The organism is Lentihominibacter sp. (genome assembly GCF_046951855.1).
In the GTDB taxonomy this organism is placed as follows: Bacteria; Bacillota; Clostridia; order Peptostreptococcales; family Anaerovoracaceae; genus Lentihominibacter; species Lentihominibacter hominis.
The window spans coordinates 42,529-63,624 of the sequence record NZ_JBKTXS010000008.1; the positions used below are offsets into that span (position 1 = coordinate 42,529).

General features: G+C 38.7%; 19 protein-coding genes and 1 tRNA gene. 12 read left to right on the forward strand and 8 right to left on the reverse strand.

Features of this window, described 5'->3' with window-relative positions; all coding sequences use genetic code 11:
- The first annotated feature begins 9 nt into the window (after positions 1 to 9).
- The 7 genes from ACLR96_RS03600 (at position 10) to ACLR96_RS03630 (ending at position 7,654) form a co-directional block, all read left to right on the forward strand.
- The gene (locus ACLR96_RS03600; RefSeq protein ID WP_412265162.1) at positions 10 to 510 is read left to right on the forward strand and encodes a SprT-like domain-containing protein; all 501 of its coding nucleotides are present in this window, start codon (positions 10 to 12) and stop codon (positions 508 to 510) included.
- A 105-nt stretch (positions 511 to 615) separates the two neighbouring features.
- Positions 616 to 2,262 carry a SulP family inorganic anion transporter gene (locus ACLR96_RS03605; RefSeq protein WP_243206886.1) on the forward strand — a complete coding sequence of 549 codons (1,647 nt, stop codon included), beginning with the start codon at positions 616 to 618 and terminating at the stop codon, positions 2,260 to 2,262.
- A 288-nt stretch (positions 2,263 to 2,550) separates the two neighbouring features.
- The gene (locus ACLR96_RS03610; protein WP_177268182.1) at positions 2,551 to 4,152 is read left to right on the forward strand and encodes an ABC transporter substrate-binding protein; all 1,602 of its coding nucleotides are present in this window, start codon (positions 2,551 to 2,553) and stop codon (positions 4,150 to 4,152) included.
- A gap of 83 nt (positions 4,153 to 4,235) precedes the next feature.
- Positions 4,236 to 5,219 (forward strand): ABC transporter permease, encoded by a 984-nt coding sequence (locus ACLR96_RS03615; RefSeq protein WP_177268184.1) that lies wholly within the window; start codon positions 4,236 to 4,238, stop codon positions 5,217 to 5,219.
- Positions 5,212 to 6,081: an ABC transporter permease gene (locus ACLR96_RS03620; protein ID WP_412265155.1), complete on the forward strand. Its 870-nt coding sequence runs from the start codon at positions 5,212 to 5,214 to the stop codon at positions 6,079 to 6,081. Before ACLR96_RS03615 ends, ACLR96_RS03620 begins: the two co-directional genes overlap by 8 nt.
- Positions 6,082 to 6,090: 9 nt before the next feature.
- The gene (locus tag ACLR96_RS03625; protein ID WP_177268186.1) at positions 6,091 to 7,026 is read left to right on the forward strand and encodes an oligopeptide/dipeptide ABC transporter ATP-binding protein; all 936 of its coding nucleotides are present in this window, start codon (positions 6,091 to 6,093) and stop codon (positions 7,024 to 7,026) included.
- Positions 7,016 to 7,654, forward strand: a complete 639-nt coding sequence (locus ACLR96_RS03630) for an ABC transporter ATP-binding protein (protein ID WP_177268188.1) — start codon at positions 7,016 to 7,018, stop codon at positions 7,652 to 7,654. The genes ACLR96_RS03625 and ACLR96_RS03630 overlap by 11 nt, the downstream gene beginning before the upstream one ends.
- 62 nt (positions 7,655 to 7,716) lie before the next feature.
- On the opposite strand, the gene ACLR96_RS03635 is transcribed toward ACLR96_RS03630, so the two are convergent.
- The 7 genes from ACLR96_RS03635 to ACLR96_RS03665 form a co-directional block, all read right to left on the reverse strand.
- Positions 7,717 to 8,154 (reverse strand): DUF4430 domain-containing protein, encoded by a 438-nt coding sequence (locus tag ACLR96_RS03635; protein ID WP_177268190.1) that lies wholly within the window; start codon positions 8,152 to 8,154, stop codon positions 7,717 to 7,719.
- 47 nt (positions 8,155 to 8,201) lie between these two features.
- Positions 8,202 to 9,341 (reverse strand): alanine racemase, encoded by a 1,140-nt coding sequence (alr, locus tag ACLR96_RS03640; protein WP_177268192.1) that lies wholly within the window; start codon positions 9,339 to 9,341, stop codon positions 8,202 to 8,204.
- A gap of 27 nt (positions 9,342 to 9,368) precedes the next feature.
- Positions 9,369 to 10,661: an adenylosuccinate synthase gene (locus tag ACLR96_RS03645; RefSeq protein ID WP_177268194.1), complete on the reverse strand. Its 1,293-nt coding sequence runs from the start codon at positions 10,659 to 10,661 to the stop codon at positions 9,369 to 9,371.
- Between the two features lie 82 nt (positions 10,662 to 10,743).
- Entirely contained in the window at positions 10,744 to 12,180 is a 1,437-nt protein-coding gene (purB, locus tag ACLR96_RS03650; protein WP_177268196.1) for an adenylosuccinate lyase, read from the reverse strand.
- Positions 12,181 to 12,369: 189 nt separating this feature from the next.
- Entirely contained in the window at positions 12,370 to 13,251 is an 882-nt protein-coding gene (locus ACLR96_RS03655; RefSeq protein ID WP_412265157.1) for a DMT family transporter, read from the reverse strand.
- Positions 13,252 to 13,269: 18 nt separating this feature from the next.
- Positions 13,270 to 13,569, reverse strand: coding sequence for an anaerobic ribonucleoside-triphosphate reductase (gene nrdD, locus ACLR96_RS03660; RefSeq protein WP_177268198.1), 300 nt, complete (start codon positions 13,567 to 13,569; stop codon positions 13,270 to 13,272).
- A 135-nt stretch (positions 13,570 to 13,704) separates the two neighbouring features.
- Positions 13,705 to 14,679 (reverse strand): Gfo/Idh/MocA family oxidoreductase, encoded by a 975-nt coding sequence (locus ACLR96_RS03665; protein ID WP_177268200.1) that lies wholly within the window; start codon positions 14,677 to 14,679, stop codon positions 13,705 to 13,707.
- A gap of 175 nt (positions 14,680 to 14,854) precedes the next feature.
- Between ACLR96_RS03665 and ACLR96_RS03670 the strand changes: the two genes are divergently transcribed.
- Positions 14,855 to 14,929 (forward strand) — tRNA-Arg (locus ACLR96_RS03670).
- 228 nt (positions 14,930 to 15,157) lie between these two features.
- On the opposite strand, the gene ACLR96_RS03675 is transcribed toward ACLR96_RS03670, so the two are convergent.
- Complete coding sequence (locus tag ACLR96_RS03675) at positions 15,158 to 16,036, reverse strand: LysR family transcriptional regulator (RefSeq protein ID WP_177268202.1); 879 nt, start codon at positions 16,034 to 16,036, stop codon at positions 15,158 to 15,160.
- Positions 16,037 to 16,210: 174 nt separating this feature from the next.
- Between ACLR96_RS03675 and ACLR96_RS03680 the strand changes: the two genes are divergently transcribed.
- The 4 genes from ACLR96_RS03680 to ACLR96_RS03695 are packed head-to-tail and all read left to right on the forward strand — an operon-like array spanning position 16,211 to position 21,086.
- Entirely contained in the window at positions 16,211 to 17,734 is a 1,524-nt protein-coding gene (locus ACLR96_RS03680; protein ID WP_177268204.1) for an L-lactate permease, read from the forward strand.
- A 17-nt stretch (positions 17,735 to 17,751) separates the two neighbouring features.
- Positions 17,752 to 17,940: a hypothetical protein gene (locus tag ACLR96_RS03685; RefSeq protein ID WP_177268206.1), complete on the forward strand. Its 189-nt coding sequence runs from the start codon at positions 17,752 to 17,754 to the stop codon at positions 17,938 to 17,940.
- Complete coding sequence (locus tag ACLR96_RS03690) at positions 17,922 to 19,175, forward strand: amidohydrolase family protein (RefSeq protein WP_177268208.1); 1,254 nt, start codon at positions 17,922 to 17,924, stop codon at positions 19,173 to 19,175. The genes ACLR96_RS03685 and ACLR96_RS03690 overlap by 19 nt, the downstream gene beginning before the upstream one ends.
- A 21-nt stretch (positions 19,176 to 19,196) precedes the next feature.
- On the forward strand, positions 19,197 to 21,086 hold the full coding sequence (locus tag ACLR96_RS03695) for a M28 family peptidase (RefSeq protein WP_177268210.1): 1,890 nt from the start codon (positions 19,197 to 19,199) through the stop codon (positions 21,084 to 21,086).
- Positions 21,087 to 21,096: the final 10 nt, after the last annotated feature.

Sequence of the window (21,096 nt, forward strand, 5' to 3'; positions counted from 1 at the left end):
TTGAAAACTATGAGACCGGAAGATGTAAACAGTAATTTAAATATAGTAATAAAGCAGGCACAGGAGTTGAATATTCCTGTGCCTGATAATATATGTGGTAAAGTTAGAATAAATCCAAGACCTAAAAGTCGATTCGGATGCTGCAAAAAAGAAAATGAAAAATTTCAGATTGAAATAAGTCAGTTTATACTTCAATGTCGTGAGGAAAAGATAAGAGAAGTGTTGGCTCATGAAGTTTTGCATACTTGTAAAAACTGCTATAATCATGGAAATATATGGAAAGAATATGCTGAAAAAATGAATAAAGCATACGGATATAATATAAAACGTGTTTCTTCATTCAAAGATATGGATATAACTTTAAACAAAGAAGAAATAAAATATGTAATAAAATGTTATGATTGTGGAAGAGAATATCCAAGGCATAGATATACGGCAATGATGAAAAAAATATCCTTATATAGATGTGCATGTGGAGGCAAACTGGAAGTATTGAAGAAAAAGAGTTAAGATTGACAAAATAAGCAAATTAGTAATGGTTTACACCCTTGAATAATATTGTCAGAAGCCTATAATTATTTATAGGAAAAATAAATTAAATACAATGGAGGAATCATGAATTTGTTTAAAGACTATGTAACCGATATCAGAAATGAATTTAAAGGTTATAACGGCAAGAGGTTTTCAAAAGATCTGATGGCAGGTATAACTGTTGCAGCTGTTGCGCTTCCTCTGGCTTTGGCCTTTGGTGTAAGTTCGGGAGCTACTGCTGCGGCCGGACTGGTCACTGCTATTATCGGAGGCATTGTCATAAGTGTTTTATCGGGAGCATCTTTTCAGATATCAGGACCGACGGGAGCAATGACAGCAATACTGGTGACTCTTGCTGCCAAATATGGCATGCAAGGTATATTGATAGCTTGCTTTTTTGCGGGAATAATGCTGATAGCAGCAGGAGTGCTGAAATTGGGAAGAATAATATATTATATACCATCTTCCGTAATTACAGGATTTACTTCAGGTATAGCTGTAATAATAGCATTAGGACAACTTGATAATTTTTTTGGAGTGACATCTAAAGGCAATCTTGCTATAACCAAGTTTATTTCATATTTTACGGAAGGTTTCCATCCGGATATACCTACTATGTGCATAGGGTTAGCAGTTATTGTCATTATGATTATATGGCCGAAAAAGCTTAATGAAAAAATACCGTCATCATTGGCGGCCTTGATAATCATTCTTATAGTAAATCAATTTTTGAAATTAGATGTAGCAATGGTAGGGGATATACCTAAAACATTATTCCTTGATGAGAGACTGTCTATATCAGGATTTGATTTTTCTAAATTTTGGGATTTATTTGTTCCTGCTCTGTCCATAGCTGCGTTGGGAATGATAGAGAGTCTTCTTTGCGGAGCTTCAGCCGGGAAGATGAAAAAAGAAGAGCTGAATGCTGACAGAGAGTTGATAGCACAGGGAATAGGAAACATTGTTATACCATTTTTCGGAGGTGTTCCCGCAACTGCTGCTATAGCAAGAACCAGTGTAGCTATAAAAGCAGGATGCGAAACAAGACTTACGGGAATAATTCATGCGGCTATACTGCTGCTTTCAATGTTTGTATTGGCTCCGGTTATGTCTGTAATACCTCTTTCTGCCTTAGCAGGAGTCTTGATTATTACGGCATGGAGAATGAATGACTGGGCCAATATACGTTTTATATTCAGCCATAAATTCAAATCGGGTATCATTAAATTTATTATAACTATGGGGGCTACCGTAGTTTTGGATCTGACACAGGCTATAGTTATTGGTGTTGCCGTTTCTGTAATACTTATATTGATAAAACTCACTGATATAGAAATCAATGTAAGTGATATAGATGCTGACAGGCTTAAAGAAGTAGGTATACATCTTCCTAAAATTTCGGGAAAGGTAAGAGTTGCTTACCTGACCGGCGCTATATTTTTTGCTGTAGTAGATAAATTAGTGAAGAAACTGCAGGAGCAGGAGGGAGTAACAGAAGGACTTATACTCTCTATGAGAGGTGTTCCGGTTATAGATCTTTCCGGCATACAGGCACTTATAGAACTTGTAGAAGAGCTGGAAAGCCATGGAACAGAAGTATATCTGACCAGCGTGCAACCTAAAGTTCTTGAAGAGATGGAACGAGGCGGACTCATTGACCTGATAGGAGAAGAGTATATTTTTGATAGTGCAGAAGAAGCTATCATTGTAGCTCAGAAAGAACACATGTAAGAAAGTAGAGCAAAGTAGTAATGCATAATATACATAATTGTTATTGCAATGGAATACCAATATGATACAATAAAAGAACTCGGCACAGAAGTGTCATAAGATCTCAGAAGAGATCATGAAGCAATACTTTAATAATATTATTGTTTAAAAAAGTTTATCTTCAAAAACTTAAAATCACAGGAATACTTGTCCAGGAAGGCTATAAAACTATTAGAAGTAGTTTTTTAGCCTGTCTGGATTTTTTTATGAACTGATTTCATCGTAATTGTAAAGTAAGCAGGAGGAAATATGAAAAATAAATCGTTATTGAAAAAAGGTATTGGTATTTTGCTGCTATTAATAATGTCAGCAGGGGTATTATCCGGATGCGGAAAAACGTCTTCCGAGGAAGAGGGGATATCTGTATATATAGGAGGAACTATATTCGATGGAAGCTTGGATCCGGTAAAAGGAGCAATGTCCTATGGATACCCGTTTACAAATAATGCACTTACCAAGGTGACGCCGGAATCTGAATATACCGGAGACTTGGCCTCTGACTGGAAGATAAGCGAAGATGCGCTGACTTATACATTTAATTTAAAAGAAGGTATCAAGTTTCATGATGGATCAGATTTTACGGCTGAAGATGTGGTGTTCACATATAATGAAGTTAAAAACAATCAGGGAAATAATGAAAATGTGGATCTGAGCCGTATGGAATCAGCAGAAGCAACAGATGATTATACTGTAACCTTTAAACTCAGCGAACCATATTCATCATTTCTTGATCAGACTGCCTGTCTGGGAATAGTTCCCAGTGATGGTTATGACAGTAAGACTTTTGATACAGTTCCTATAGGAACAGGTCCATGGAAAGTAATACAGTATGATACAGCTCAGAAAATTATAGTACAGGCTAATGAGGATTATTATGGCGGAGTGCCTTCCATAAAGCAGGTTACTATTTTGAATATGGAAGAAGATACGGCTATTGCTAACGCCAAATCAGGCGAGCTGGATGTAGTAATGGTAGATCCCAATTATGCTGATGAAGAAGTAAAAGGAATGCATATAGAAAATCTTGAAACTATGGATGTACGTCAGATAAGCCTTCCTGTAACCGCTGAGACAAGTTATATAACAGAAGATGGACAGAAAATAATAGTGGGTAATAATGTTACTTCTGATAAAGCAGTAAGACAGGCTCTCGCCATAGGTATAGACAGACAAAAGATAATAAACGATGCTCTTAACGGAATAGGAAAACCGGCTGAAGGCTTTACAAGTAATTTGGTCTGGGGGAATACAACATCATATGAGGATAACCGTAAAGATGAAGCAGCTGAATTATTGGAAGCTGCAGGTTGGATCAAAGGTGATGATGGAATATATGAAAAAAACGGAAAGAAATGTGAATTTACTATTCTCTCGCCAAGCGGAGATACAGCGAGATATCAGCTGGCTGCTGCTGTAGCTGAAGAAGCAAAAACTTTGGGAATCAAAATAGATGTAGATCAGAAAACATGGGATGAATTATCAACAGCAGCAGCTTCAAATGGCGTAGTATGGGGATGGGGGCAGTTTGATCCTGTAGTTCTCAAAAATCTTTTTTACAGTGATTCTTTTACCGGAAACGGAACTTCAAATACTATAAGATATTCTGATGCGGAAGTAGATAAATTGGTAGAAGAAGCTTTAAATTCCAATAACAGAGAAGATGCGGTGAAAGCGTGGAAGGAAGTACAGACAGCTACAGCAGATGATTATGCTTATCTTTATATAGTGAATATAGAACATAGTTATTTTGTAAAGGATGATCTTGATATTTCTGTAGATACACAGATACCTCATCCACATGGCCATGGTGCTCCTGTGATTAATAATATGAACGAGTGGACGCTGAAATAAATAAACATTATATAATAAACTGTTCTGTCTCTGAGGCAGAGCAGTTTATTTCGGAAGATATTGTCTTAGAAAGGATCTTATTTATGAACAGAGTGAAATATATTTGTTCCACTACAGCAAGAATGCTGACACTTTTAATAGCTGTCAGCATATTATCTTTTATACTGATATCGGCATCACCTGTAGACCCTTTGAAAGCTTATGTAGGAGCAGAATCTACGCTGTCTGAAGAGGCTAAGGAGGAGGTGGCAGAATACTGGGGGCTCAATGATCCTCCTGCGGAAAGATTTCTCACATGGGCAGATCACACGCTTCACGGTGATCTCGGTCAGTCCATCACATACAATATGCCAGTATCAACTGTAATAGCGGATAGATTCAAATATTCAGTTGCTCTTATATTGGCAGCATGGGTATTGTCAGGGATTATAGGTTTCACAGCCGGTATATTTGCGGCTGTAAAGAAGGGAAGCATTTTTGATAAATGTGTAAAGACATTTTGTCTTATCTTACAGTCAGCTCCTGTTTTTTGGTTTGGTCTTCTCATGCTCACAGTGTTTTCAATAATTTTGGGATGGTTTCCTATAGGACAGGCAGTTCCGGTGGACAAACTTGCAGCAGATGTGACCATATGGGACCGTATATACCACATGATACTTCCTGCCGTCACTTTGAGTATTCTGGGTACTGGAAAGATAACACTTTATACGAGACAGAAGCTTATTGAAATAATGCACAGCGATTATATATTGTTTGCCAGAGCCAGAGGAGAATCTGTAAAACAGCTTGTAATAAGACATGGACTTAGGAATATCGCAATGCCTGCTATAACTTTGCAGTTTGCATCATTTAGTGAGTTATTCGGAGGAATTGCACTGGCGGAAACAGTTTTTTCATATCCGGGAATAGGAAGTGCTGTTACTGCTGCGGCTCTTAATGCAGATGCTCCTCTTTTAATAGGAATAGCCATGTTCAGTGCTCTGTTTGTATTTGTCGGAAATTTTATTGCCAACGTACTTTATGGAGTTGTTGATCCCAGACTGAAGGAAGGAGGATACCGTGCATAATGATTCTATATTTGCTGCAGGAAGTCCCCGCTTGAAATCTTCCGGCATCAATACCCGAAAAAAAATGATAATATATATAACAGCAGCGTGTGTATATCTGATTGCAGTTCTGATTGCGGGGCTTGTCATGAATCCTGATCTTTATGGCGTGCATTATGAAAATAAATTTCTTACACCATCATTTTCACATCCTTTCGGAACGGATTTTATGGGAAGAGATATGTTCTGGAGAAGCATAAAAGGTCTTTCCAACAGTATATTAGTAGGTTTGGCTGCATCTGCGGTGAGTTCTGTTATTGCGCTTATATTCGGCGTTGCTGCTGCTGTAGCCGGAGGAAAAACAGATAAGATTATAACCTGGCTTGTTGATTGTTGTATGGGGATGCCCCATATCGTGCTTCTTCTCCTTATTTCTTATATGATGGGAAGAGGAGGCTTTGGTGTGGCCTTTGCTGTGGCTGTAACTCATTGGCCTGAGCTTACGAGACTGGTAAGAGCGGAGGTTTTACAAGTCAAGAATGCTCAGTATGTACAGGCCGCTGTGAAAATGGGAAAATCAAAAACTCGGATAGCTAAGGAACATATAATACCACATGTGCTTCCTGTATATCTTATAGGGCTGGTATTACTTTTCCCGCATGCCATTATGCATGAAGCCTCTCTTACATTTCTCGGATTCGGATTTTCGGCTTCAACGCCTGCTATCGGCGGTATATTGTCAGAAGCTATGAAACATATAGTTACAGGAAAGTGGTGGCTTTGCTTGTTTCCCGGACTGATCCTTCTGGTAGCAGTGATGCTGTTTGATGTTATAGGAGATAAGCTTAAGATGCTTCTTAATCCGGGAAGCGGCAATCAATAGGAGGGGGAAATGGGAGTATTAAATAATAATAAAGAATCTGTTTTAAAAGTAAAAAATCTGACTGTTTCATTCAGTCGTTATGACCGAGGCTGGAATAAGACAAATCTTCAGGTCATTCACTCACTTGATGTAGAAGTTTTTTCCGGTGAAATTTTAGCAGTCGTGGGGTCCAGCGGCTCGGGAAAAAGCCTTCTGGCGCATTCGGTTTTAGGTATATTGCCTGATAATGCTACAATTACCGGCAGTATGGAATTCATGGGAAAACCATTGACTGAAAAAGATCAGAAAAAGCTGAGGGGAGAGCAGATAGTATTGATTCCTCAATCAGTAGAGTTCCTTGATCCGTTGATGAAGGTAGGCAAACAGGTGAAAGGAATTAAAGGAACTATGGAAAAGATGAGAGAAGCATTTAGAAGATATGGTCTTTCTGAAAATGTAGAAAAAATGTATCCTTTTCAGCTTTCCGGAGGAATGGCCAGACGTGTTCTCGTATCTACAGCTGTGATGGAAAAATCAAAACTTATTATTGCCGATGAACCGACGCCAGGGCTTGACATGGAAATGGCTATGGAAACCCTCAGACATTTTCGTCAGCTTGCAGATCAGGGATGCGGAGTAATGCTTATTACTCATGATATAGATCTGGCCCTTAGTGTAGCTGATCGTATAGCAGTATTTTATGCGGGGACTACTGTGGAAGAATGTCCTGCAGAGGACTTTATAAAAGGGAAAAAGGCTTTAAGGCATCCATACAGCAGAGCATTTATAGATGCTTTGCCTCAAAACAGTTTTAAACCTATAAAAGGTACGCAGCCTTATGCGGGAGATCTTCCAAAAGGGTGCCTGTTTGCTGACAGATGTCCCTTGAGAACAGAAGAATGCGGCGGAAAGATACAGATGAGTTCTGTAAGAGGCGGAAAGGTCAGGTGTGTTCATGCAACTTAAAGCGGATAATATAAGTTTTAGATATAATGATAAAAGTCCTTGGGTTCTGAGGAATGTGAATTTTACAGTGGAATCTGCTGATCGTATAGCGTTGGTAGGCCCGTCGGGATATGGGAAGAGTACTCTTTCTAAGATATTGTCCGGCTATCTGAAACCAACAGAAGGGAAGGTATTGTTAAACGGTGAGCTTCTTCCTGAAAAAGGGTACTGCCCTGTACAGATGGTATATCAGCATCCTGAACAAGCGGTTAATCCAAGGTGGAAAATGGATAAAACGCTTAATGAGTGCTGGAAACCCGATCAGAATCTTCTTGATTCTATGGGAATAGAGAAAGAATGGCTTAAAAGATGGCCGTCAGAACTTTCGGGAGGTGAACTGCAAAGATTCTGTATAGCAAGGGTACTGGGACCTGATACAAAATTTCTTATCTGTGACGAGATCAGTACAATGCTTGATGTTATAACTCAGGCGCAGATATGGCAATTAGTATTAGAGATATCAGAGGAAAGAAATATAGGTCTTGTAGTAGTTACACATAATATGGCTCTGGCAGAAAAAGTCTGTAATAAGATTGTTAGACTACCGGAAATATCAGTACAAAAACCGGAAGAAAGAATATCAGTATAAAGCTTTTTAGGCAATTGAAAAAGGCAGATACACTGATGTATCTGCCTGAAATTAAAATTTTTTTAATTGTTATTATCTGTCCAGCTTTCAAAGTCCCAACTAATAGTGTCTCCGTCTTTGATAATGTACTCATCTGCTGATTTCATCACTTCTTTATCGTTTACTTCATATACCCATCCGGCTGTTTCTGTAGCGGCAACACCATTTATGCTGGTAACATAGGGACTGCCGGAAGATTTGTCAAGCAGGATTTCTCCTCCGTTTGAATCTGCATAAGCTTCAAGAGCCCCTAATACACTGCTGCCATCATTTACGGTAAGCTTAGCGCTATCAACATCTGCTGCATTTGAATCATCAGGAAAATCTATATCTATAGTTACAGTGACTGTTGTCTTGTCCTCTGATGCAGCGGACGGATCTGAAGCGGCATTGTCGCTTCCGCATGCTGTAATCGTAAACACTATTAATATACTAGCCAGTAAAAGTGATATTTTTTTCATTTTATTCACCTCAAACCTTTCTGTATTTAGTATTTGGATATAGGCGTTTAATATACGTATACCTTTGGAAGTCTTTGTCCGAAAGCGCATAGTATTTCATAGTTTATTGTTTCAGTTGATTTGGCGATGTCATCTGCCAGGATTTCGTAAATTCCATCTTTGCCCATTATGGTGACCTCATCTCCCAGACGTGCATAAGGAACATGAGTAACATCTATCATACATTGATCCATACATATATTACCGGCTATGGGAGCAAAAACACCGTTTACTATTACTTTGCCTTTAGATGAGTAAGGCCTTGGGAATCCATCGGAATATCCGAGAGGAATCGTAGCAATAAGACTATCCTGTCTTGTTGTAAATTTTCGTCCGTAACTTATTGAGTTGCCTGCGGGAACTTTTTTTAACTGAATTATATTGGCTTTTACTGACATAACGGGCCTGAGTTTTAGCTGGCTTTTATCTACTTCGTTTGAAGGATAGCAGCCATACAGTATGATACCGGGACGTACCATTTCATAATGTGTAGATGATAATTCCATAATTGCAGCGCTATTGGCTATGGTTCTGCATGGAATATTGATGTTGGCGTTGACCAGTTTTTTATAAAATACCATAAAGCGTTGTTCCTGAACTACCGAATAAGTTTTATCGGCTGAATCTGCAGTGGCAAAATGTGAAAACAGTCCATTTATCTTGAACCCGGGAAGGTTCTGGATCATTTTGATGTCATCTACAGATGCAGAATTCTCAATATCGTAACCGATTCTTCCCATTCCGGTGTCAATGGCTATATAACCATTGATAATTATGTTTGATTTTTGAGCGGCTTTTGATATAGCTTCTGCACTTTTAAAATCACAGACAACGGGGGTAAGCCTGTATTCAATTATAGTATCTGTATAAGGCTCGGGAGTTAGTCCTAAAAGAATGATTTCTTCCAATATAAAACCTGCTTTTCGAAGCCTGATGGCTTCGGAAAGCGTGGCTACGCCAAAGGAATCTATACCGTTTGCTCTGAGAACCGTGGCAACTTTTACAGCGCCGTGGCCGTAAGCATCAGCTTTGATGATTCCGGTTATTTTTTTGCCGGGACCGACTTTTTCTTTGATTTGTTTTATATTGAAATCAAGATTTGTGATATTGATCTCTGCCCAGGCAGCTCTGAGCGCTTCTTTGTACATTCTTTATAAACCTCCGGTTGTCAAGCTTTACAGTTTGGGGACTCTTTTTATGATATCTTCTCTTCCAGGTCCATTTGATACATAGGTGATAGGGAATCCGATAAGCTTTTCAATTTCGTTTACATAATTTTGAGCTTCTGGCGGAAGTTTTTCAAATTCGCGTATACCTGTGATATCGCATTTCCAGCCGGGCAGCTTTTTTATTACAGGTTTGGCTTTTTCTAATTTCGCAGTGCAAGGGAATCTATCGGTTATTTCACCGTCGATTTCGTATCCTATGCATACGGGTATTTCATCCAGATATCCCAATGGATCCAGTACAGTGAAGGCAACTTCTGTGGTTCCTTGAGTCATACATCCGTATTTGGTGGCTACAGCGTCAAACCAGCCTACTCTACGAGGCCTTCCGGTGGTAACACCATATTCCCCGCCGTCTCCTCCGCGTTTTCTCAGTTCTTCTGCTTCTTTTTCGTCAAGTATCTCACTGACAAAGGCTCCTCCGCCTACAGCGCTGGAATAGGCTTTTACTACTGTGATGATTTCTTTGATTTCATATGGAGGCACTCCGGCTCCGATTGCGCCGTATGCTGCAAGAGTAGATGATGAAGTGACCATTGGATAAATACCGTGGTCAGGATCCTTCAGAGCGCCCAGCTGTCCTTCAAGGAGAATATCTTTTCCTGCCTTTATAGCTTCGTCAAGGAAGAGAGCGGTATCGCACACATAAGGTTCAACCATTTCTCTGTATTCTGTCAATGTTTTCATGATATCATCGGGATCCAGTTCTGGTTTATTATACAGGTACTTTAGCAGGATATTTTTCTGAATTATAATTCTTTCTACCTTTTCGCGCAGAAGGGCTTCGTCCATAAAAAGTTCCTGTACTTGGAAACCGATTTTTGCGTATTTGTCCGAGTAGAATGGGGCTATTCCTGATTTTGTGGAACCAAAGGCTTTTCCGGCAAGACGTTCTTCTTCATATTCATCAAAGAGAATGTGATAGGGCATTAATATCTGTGCTCTGTCAGAGACCAGGATCTTAGGCTTTGGCACTCCCTGTTCTATCAGTGAATTGATTTCTTTTGTCATATAAGGAATGTTGAGAGCTACGCCATTTCCGAGAATGCTGGTTGTATGGTCGTAAAATACTCCTGAAGGGAGCATGTGAAGGGCAAATTTGCCATAATTATTTTTGATGGTATGACCTGCGTTGCTTCCACCTTGAAATCTGATTATGATATCAGCGTTCTGTGCGAGCGTATCAGTGATTTTTCCCTTTCCTTCGTCGCCCCAGTTAGCGCCTACGATTGCTTTGATCATTTAAATCTCCTTTCATATGTCTGACGCTGAAGAAAATCGGCACAGCCGTCTTTGCCAAGCGTTAGCAATGTTTTTAAAAGTTTTATACATTTATGTCAGCGTGCATGCCGAGGGCTTCTTTATTGGCCTTGAGTATCGGAGCGACTTCTGTTTTTAGGAATCTCTCGGTTTGGCTTTCGGCACAGCCTGTAAAGTTTTCAGGTTTCATAAGAGCTAAAAGCTGCTCTTTTGTCATGTTGAAATCAGGATCGGAAGCTATACGGTCGAGAAGATCATTATCGGCGCCTTCTTCCTTTACACGTTTTCCTGCTTCCATCGAATGCTGTCTGATTTTTTCGTGAAGAACCTGTCTGTCTCCTCCCATCTTTACGGCATCCATCATAATATTTTCGGTTGCCATAAAAGGAAGTTCGCTCATCAGTCTGGCTTTTATGACTTTAGGATATACTACAAGCCCTGATGTTATATTCATGTAAAGTTCAAGAATACCGTCAGCAGCCAAGAACGCTTCTGAAATACTAAGACGTTTATTTGCCGAATCGTCCAGAGTTCTTTCGAACCATTGTGTTGAAGCTGTTATGGCAGGGTTTAAAACTCCGGCGATGACAAAATTGGCAAGTGCTGCTATTCTTTCTGAACGCATAGGATTTCTTTTGTATGCCATTGCGGAAGATCCTATCTGATTCTTTTCAAATGGTTCTTCTATTTCCTTAAGGTGCTGGAGAAGTCTGATGTCGTTACTGAATTTATGAGCGCTTTGGGCAATACCGGAAAGAACATTGAGTACTCTGGTATCTACTTTTCTTGAATAGGTTTGACCTGATACTGCATAACAGCTGTCAAAACCCATTTTTTCTGCGATGAGGGTGTCCAGCCTGCAGACTTTTTCTATATCTCCATCGAAAAGTTCGAGGAAGCTGGCTTGAGTTCCTGTAGTTCCTTTAGAACCAAGAAGCTTCATTGTACCCAGTATATGATCCAGATCTTCCAGATCCATAAGGAGGTCTTGGAGCCATAAAGTAGCTCTTTTCCCTACTGTCGTAGGCTGAGCAGGCTGAAAATGTGTAAAACCTAAAGTAGGCAGAGCCTTGTATTTTTCGGAAAAGTCTGCCAGATTGGATATTACATTTATCAGCTTTTTTCTGATAAGTCTGAGTCCTTCGGTCATGATTATGAGGTCTGTGTTATCGCCTACGTAACAGGATGTGGCGCCAAGGTGTATTATGCCTTTTGCACTCGGACACTGAAGTCCGTAAGCATAAACGTGGGACATGACGTCGTGTCTTACTTCTTTTTCACGCTCCTTTGCCACATCGTAATTTATATTATCCGCCGCTGCTTTAAGCTCAGCTATCTGGCCGTCTGTAATTGGAAGGCCCAGTTCCTGCTCTGTCTCAGCAAGGGCGATCCAAAGTTTTCTCCATGTTCTGAATTTCATTTCCGGAGAAAAGAGGTATTTCATTTCTTTGCTTGGGTATCTTTCAGATAATGAACTTGTATAGTTCTTTGTATTATCCATAATCTCTCCTTTTTTCGATGGTAAAATTTGTTTTGAACATACATATATTAGTATACCACAAAAACGGAGAGTAGTACAAGGTTCAAAGCATTGATAATTAAAGGGCGACAAGAAACTGTATATCAAAAAAACATAGATTTGTCTGTGAGTTTCAGTTTAGTGGTCTTGATTATAAAAAATATATTATTGTTAATTTGTTTTTGATTTTCTGCTTGAAAAAATATAGGTTAGAAGAGCAGCAATGATGACAAGGCTGCAGCCTATGACAGATGTCATATTAAGGATTTCACCAAGGAAGATATATCCTAAAATAATAGAGAATACGATTCCGGAGTAATTATATATGCTGATTTCAGCAGCGGGAGCCATTCTGTAAGCATATGTAAGAGCAATTTGTCCAAACCCTCCGAAAACACCTATGAGAATAAGCATAAGAAGCTCTTTTAAGGTCGGTACAGCGAAATCAAAGATCATGAAAGGTATACAGGCAAGGACGCAGAAAGTAGAAAAGTGCATGATTATAGTCATACCGTCTACTTTGTTTTTAAAATATGCCAGCAGTGTATAGGAAACACTGGAAAAAAATGCACATAAAAACGCCATGAATAAAGGAAAAAGATTGGAATTAAAAGCAGGGTTGGCTACAAAAGCAGCACCCACAAAGGCTATAAGCAACGCGGGGATTTGTATTTTTTTGATTTTTTCCTTGAGAAAGACAGCGGCCCATAATGTTATCATAAAAGGAGAGAGTTTCATAAGCGTTGAAACATCTCCCTGATTGGCATGTGCTACAGCGTAAAATTGAGTTATAAGGCCTAAAAAGCCGAATAAAGATCGTACAAAAAGAAGGGGCTGATTCTCTTTCTTCCCGAAAAGGGATCCGCCCGATCTTTTTATCAATATGAAGCTGAGAAAAAGTGTTACGATATTTCTGAAGAAAACCTGTTCCATGATGGGAATGGAGGTCCCTGACATGTTTATAGGTATCTGCATGGCGGAAAATAAGAACGCCGATGCACACATTAATATCGCGCCTTTTTGTCTGTTTGGCATTTCATTTAGAGAAGCCATATTAACATTTCACCTCATTTACGAAAGCTGTTCCATATCTTCTGCCGAACATGAGCAGCTGCCAAGAGAATGTTTCACACGATCTGCTTCTTCGGCTGCTTTAGCGTCATTCCAGTTATCCATAGTTCCTACAAGATATCCGGTTATTCTTCTTATTCTCTCGAATGGAACGTGAGAAAAAGTGTAGTTGAGATCTGCATAGTCTCCGTCGATTTGAACATCTAATGAATCCAGCTTTCTGCTGTATTTTTCCTGAAGATAATCCACATATGCCTGAGCTTCCTGTGGGCTTGCATTTCCTGTTATTTTGATAGACATATTTAATCCTCCTTTTAACATCATCTGGGCATGATTATACACCTAAGCACTATATTTTGTATATAGTAATAAGAAAAAAATACATCAAAAAAACAATTTGGACTAAAATAGTCTAATGCCTGAATTCTTTTTCCTTTATTCTTCTTCGGGATATTTCATTCCCCATTGCTTTCGTATCTCAGTCATGATATCCATAACATCTTTTGTGTACTCAAGGTTCATAATATTTTTGTTTCCGCAGACAGCTGATTCCATGTCTTCGATCTCATAGGATATGGCGTTGTCTGTATCACCGTCAGATATAGTTTGCTGATAACCGGTATCAGTATAAGTTATGGTTGCCCGGCAGGCACGCGGATATTCCATTATTTCAATGAATCCTTTGTCAAAAGAAACAATTCCTCTTTTAGGTTGCTTGGCATGGAGAGACAGCATAACAGCTGCCATTTCATCATGAGGATTTTTTAACAGAATGCCGGCCTGCTCGTCAACACCTGTTGGAGCGTATTTTACTTGAGACAATATCTGATTTGGTTTAGAGGTCATGAACCATCTTATGAATGAAAGAGCATAGACACCTATATCTAACATTGCTCCTCCGGCCAATTTACGGCTGAAAAATCTGTTTTCCATGTTGTACTCTTTATAGCTGCCGAAACTCATTTGTATGAGTTTAAGAGAACCGAGCTTTCCGGAACTGATGATTTCTTTCAGCTTTTTATAAATGGGCATATGATAAATAGTCATGGCTTCTGCCAGAATCAGATTATTTTTTGATGCAAGATCTGTCATTTCACGAAGCTGAGAAGAATTCAGTGTTATAGCTTTTTCACACAGGACGTGTTTTCCAGAATTAAGAGCTTTTCGTATATAGTTTATATGTGTATTATGCGGCGTCGAAATATAGATGATATCTATATTCTCATCTTCAAAAATTTGATTGATGTCAGTATATACTTTATCTATATTATATTTATCTGCAAAAGCTATCGCTTTATCGTACGTACGATTGGCAACTGAATATAGTTTACGATTCTTTTTTGCCATAGCCTGCGCCAGTTGGTTGGCTATCACACCGCATCCCAATGATGCCCAGTTATATGATCTCATAAATAATTCCTCTCTTTTTGGCAGTTAATTATTTGCATTTAAATTATAAATTTAAAAAACTGATAATACAAGTGATATAGAAATTTTAGAAAGTAACATTTAAATAAAAAAGAATAAATATATGTTATCTCTTGAAAATAAAGTAGAATGTATGATATTATAATGAAGCTTATATGCCTCTATAGTTAAATGGATATAACAAACCCCTCCTAAGGGTTAGTTGCAGGTTCGATTCCTGCTAGGGGTGCCACTAACAAAGCCGAAAATTCTTGATTTTGTAAGGATTTTCGGCTTTTATATTTTCTGAAATAAATCGAAGCCACAGCAAAATGTAATTAGCAGAAGCGATTTCTGCTAATTAGCTGCTGCCGGATAGAAACAAAACTAATGATTTCCGTCACAAATTGGTCTGATAATGAAAAAGGCATGACAAATTACGGCACCTTCTTTGCAGAGGGTGTCGTAATAAGAAGTTTTTTTAATAATTGTTAAAACTCAAGGCAGCTTTAATGAAGTTTTCTAAAGTACGGGAAACATATTTAGATTCTTTCCAAGCTATAGCTATGGCTGTATCCATTTCATCCTGACGGATATCTTTGCATATAATGGAATTGTTTTCAGTGTTGTATATAGCTGATGGCGGCAGAATCGCTATTCCCATTCCTTCTTCAGCCCATGACAGACTTGTCCTGGCATCATCATTGATACAGATATATTTAGGAGATACATTCTTGCTTTTAAAATAATTTTTAAGGAATGATTCCCATCTTCTGTAAAGAATGACAGGTTTATTTGAAAGATGTTCTATATTAAAGTCAGTTTGATCTTCCGAAAAAAATTCGGGCCGAGCGACAGCGATCATCCTTTCTTTGGTGATGATTTCTGAATGAAATGAGCTGCTGTCGGGAAGAGGGCTTCTTAAAATAGCTATCTCAATGATATTTTTTTCTAAAAGTTCTATAAGCTCAAATGTATTTTTTTCAAATATCTGATATGTTATTTCCGGATTTTTTATGGAAAAATCTTTTGAAATAATGGAAAGCAGGTGATGGCTGCAAGATGATGAACATCCTATTCTTAAAGTTCCCTTTTTGCCTTCTGAAAAATTACGTATATCCTGCATTGCGATATTAGAAATATCTATTATAGACTGAGCGTATTCATAAAGTTTTTTGCCGGCATCAGTAAGGGTTATATTTCTGGGACCTCTTTCCATAAGAACGGTTCCCAGCTCTTCTTCAAGATTTTTGATTTGTTTGCTTAACGGAGGCTGCGTCATATGTATTTTTTTTGCAGCAATGCTGATATTGCCACACTCTACTATTGTGACAAAATATTGCAGCGTTCTTATATCCATATTACAGCCTCCTTTCTATTTAATTCTATCATTATTGTTATCCAAATAATAATATTCTTTGCATTCCAAAAGTATACAAAAAAGGAATAGTGCGTATATAATTTAAGAATTTTTAATTTTCTGAAAAGTATGATATAAAAGATTTAACAAAATAGAAAGAAGGGGAAGATAAAAATGTTGCAATTGATAATGTCATTGTTTCCTATAGTTTGTTTGCTGGTTTGTCTGCTTGTATTGAATTTAACTGCGATAAAAGCAAGCGCTTGGTCGCTTCTGCTGGCTGCAGCTATATATTTTTTTTATTTCAGATCCGGCAGCGGTATCGTTATCTCAATGTCAAAAGGTTTTGGCCTTGCGATATTTGTTGTTCTCATAATATGGGGAGCGATGCTTCTTTATAACATGGTCAAGGAAACGGGAGCGCTGGAGGTAATTAATGAAAAGATAGAGTCGTCCATAGAGGACAAGCTTATACAGTTTTTGCTTCTTAGTTGGGTGTTCGCTTCTTTCCTGCAGGGGATTGCAGGTTTTGGAGTTCCTGTCATAGTTATTACCCCTATACTGATATCTCTTGGATTTGCTCCTGAGATTGCAGCGGCATCTGTACTTATAGGGCATTCATGGTCTATAAGTTTTGGATCAATGGGTTCATCTATATATGCCATAAATATGGTTACTGACACAGAAATCGGCAATATTGTACTGAATATGAGTTTATTTGGAACGATAGCCATGGTCTGCACAGGAATTTCAGTGTGTTTTGTGTTTGGTGAAAAAAAGGTTCTGATGAAAGGAATTATATACGTTCTGATAACATCTATTTTTATGGGGTTTACGCTTTATATCATGGCTTATTTCCAGATGTTTTCAATAATCGGTCTGACTACAGGAGCTGTAGGCTCTGCCGTTCTTCTTACTATAAACAGAATAAGTAAGAAAAAAAAGATCGAAAAGGAAAAAAAGTATTTATGCGGATCAAAACGTGCTTTTGGAATCGGATATGCGGTGATGCCATACGTTCTCATAGTAGTATTGTCCATAATGTTCTTTGTAATAGATCCTAAACTGCAGCTGTGCTTTGATTTTCCGGGGTATGAAACAGCAGCAGGAAGGATTATTCAGGAAGAAAATGATTATGTGTCATTTAATATCTTTAAATTTCCTTTAAGCATAATATTGATGTCAACTGTAATAAGCGGTATTGCTTTCAGGAGTAAAAAGGCTTTGGACTGTCAAAAGCTAAAATTGATTTTGAAAAATACCATAAAAAAATGTACTTCTACTACAATGACGATAGTATTTCTGCTGACTATGGCTGTAGTGATGATGGATTCGGGCATGATTGAGAATTTGGCATTGGCTATGGTAGCCGTAAGCGGAGATATATATCCTGTATTTTCATCATTCATTGGGCTTTTGGGAGCTTTTATCACGGGAAGCAACACCAACTCAAATATAATTTTCGGTAATTTTCAGGAAATAGCAGCAAATTCACTGGGATACAGCGCAGCGGTCATATGTGCGGCGCAGTCAATCGGCGCATCAATCGGCGGAGCCATCGGGCCTACGACGGTAGCTCTGGGGGCCACCGCCGCTCATATACAGGGTAAGGAGTCGTCGATATACAGGAAAACATTGGTACCAATTCTTGTTTCGACACTTATCTTGGGAATAGTTAATTTCTTAATGCTGAACTGAGTGTGAAAGGAAGGGATATGTCAGGTAGCAAAGTATTGATCGTACTATTTATTGATTTTGTTTTTCTCTACACAGGATGTACCTTTGATAGTGGGCTGATGAAAATGATAGGCGGAATATGCCTTTTGTTGCTTGCTTTTGCGACGGTACTGCCAATAAAGGGAAAAAATAAAGAAGGAGGTAAAAGATGGCGGAGAAGTTGTTGATCAAAAACGGTGTTTTATTTGATGGAGTCGATTCAGAAGTGAAGGCAGGACTGACACTGGAGATAGAGAACGGAATAATTACTTACATAGGAGCCGAGCGTCCCGCCAGCAGTGATGTGAAAGTAATTGACGCAGTAGGTAAATTCATAATGCCGGGTATAATAGACTGTCATATGCACATAGGAGGAATGATAGGCGCAAGCGCTGTAGATCGGGTACTGGAACCTAATATGCAGCAAGCTATGGTGGCGGTAAAGCAGGCGGAAAAAACTATCCGCTGTGGTATAACTACTGTGTGCGATGTTTCTATGGCAGGACCTTATTTAAAGCGGCTGATAGACGCAGAAGAGATCATAGGTCCGAGACTTCTCCCGTGTGGACAGGGTTTTGCGATGGGAGGCGGAGGTCCGTATGTTGATCCTGAAGGTCTTTTTTCAGTGGATTTTCTTAAAGCCAATCATCCGTGGGGAGAACCATGCGACGGCGCAGATAACCTGAGGCACGGCGTAAGAATGAGACTTAGAAACGGATGTACTGCCATCAAAGTTTGGACCACCGGCGGCGGCCTTAATGAAAGGGCCGGAGATACCGATAGAATTTACACAGATGAGGAGATATTGGCTATTTGTGATGAAGCTGCTATGGCAGGCATCCCTGTTCTTTCCCATTGTGAAAGCATAGAAGGTACGAAGGCAGCTCTTCGCTGCGGTATCAAATGTATACTCCATGGAGTTGAATTGGATGAGGAGTGTATAGAGCTTTTTATTGAAAAAGGCGCATGGCTTATGCCAACGTTAAATGTAAACTTGAATTGGGCTGATTCCGATGAAGATCTGATGAGAAGAAAAGATATTTTCGATTTTGAAGGAGAGTCGCTAAAAGAAAAAGAATGTAGCCGCCTTCTTTATGTTTTCAAGAATGCACATGAAAGAGGCGTTAAGATTGCAATAGGCAGTGATACTTATTGTAATGAAGAAACACCGTATGGAGAATTTACGATGGATGAAATAAAAATATTTGTAAAGCGTGCAGGCATAGATGTTATTGAAACTTTGAGAGCTGCGACAAAATATCCGGCAGAAGCACTTGGGATATCAAATAAAGTTGGTACTTTGGAACAAGGTAAACTGGCAGATATCGTTATTTTAAAAGAGGATATTACAAAGGATATAGATCTTTTGACCAGAGCTAATATAGATATGGTTTTTAAGGAAGGAAAACAAATAGCTCTTTAGATTATTAAGCCGGAGGAATATATGAAATATTGTAAAGTATGCGGTTATCTGGATTCACAATATGGATGTGAAACAGCTTCTAAGCTCAGCGGAATAGGAAATGAAAACAGTTTGATGGGTTTTAGGAATGCAGGCAGTACAGGTGAGAAAAAAGCTGCCATGTACATCGAAGATGAAATGAGAAAAATAGGACTTAAAAATGTGAATAGATATCCTTTTGAAGTGGATTCATGGGAGTTTAGGGGAGCAGTTATTGAATTTAGCGACCGAAAAGGTTTCGAATATTCCTATGCCTTATCATCATTTGCGGGACTGCCGGGGACAGGCAGTAATGGTATTTCAGCACATATGGTGGATGCAGGATATGGTACTTATGATGAATGTAAGGATCTGGATCTCAAAGGTGCTGTAGCATTTATACGATTAGACATGGATCGTGAATACTGGCTTGGAGTACCTGTGTATCAGTTGGAACTTATGGGAGCCGTAGCTGTCATAACTGTGATGGAGGGGGATTCATACGGGAAGTATAATAGAGCTTTAAATTCGGCCAATGGGGCGGCAAGAACCAGTATTCCTGTCTTAAATATATCCAGAGAGAATGGTCATACCATTGAAGCGCTTTTGAAAAATCAGGTACTGGAGGTTGACCTAAAAGCGGACATTACAATATCAAAAGGAGAAAGTTGCAATATAACGGGAAGTATTCCGGGGCAGTTAAGTGACCGATATATTCTCTTGGGCGCTCACTATGACGGATATTTTAACGCATATATCGATGATGCATTGGGCATAGGTGCAGTTTTAAATATTGCGCAAGCAATACTGAGAAGTGGGGTGATACCGAAATATACTATTGTTTTCATAGCTCATGGCGCTGAAGAGTTCGGTGTGTGTGACAGCCATTATGATTGGTGTATAGGTTCATGGAAGCAGATCACCCAGCTGAAACCGGATTGGAAAGAAAAGGTGAGACTGTTTTTGAATATCGATGCAGCTAATCCTGACTCAAAAGAGTTGCTTGTTCAGGCGTCGCCACAGATCCATCATTTTTTAAATAAATGTTTAGCTCAGAAAGAAGACGAGATAAAAAGGGAATGGAGGTATGGTTTTAAGGTAAATGATGTGAATGGAACATGGTCAGATGATTTCAGTTATTATATGGCGGGAATTCCTGTAGTGATAGCTGGAAGGGGAAAGTCAGAATGGAGAAATAAATATTATCATACGGATTTTGATACCAACGAAAGTCTTTATCAGGTGTTAATGAAAAATATCAGCGAAATCTACAGTTTGATTTTATGTGAATACGATGAAGCTGAGGATGCACCTGTTGATGTTAATGAGGAAGTGCTTATGTTTGAGAACACATTGGATAAGGATCTTTTGAAAGGAGAAGGGATAGATATAGGGCGGTTGGATAATCAGATTGCAGCCTTGAAAGCAAGAAATGGGTTTTCTGCTTATATGAGTAATAACTTAATAAAAGCCATTAGAGCAATTGATTTTGATGACAATATAATTTTTAAGCTGGAAGAAAAACAGAAAAACATCAAGATTCTTAATAAAATATCACAGCATTTAAAAGAAGGTGACTTTGAGGAGGCATTAATGGCGATGAAAATGTTTTGCGGCAATAGTGTCATAGAGCATTTTCAAGATGAGGTCTATCAATACTATTATGTGGATGCTGTTGATGACAGTAAAAAGCCTTTGCAATGGGGTTTTGGAATAATAGAAAAACCACTGGATATAAGAAGGCTGTTTAGAGTCTTTAAGAGAAATGATTTTGATAACGTGAGGACAAATGAAGTGCAGGAGGAAATAAGAAATCTTAAAAATAAGGAAATAGAAATAATAAAAAATCATTTGAAAAATACAGTAAAGACTTTGGAAGCATTAATGATGTAGGAGGTCAAAA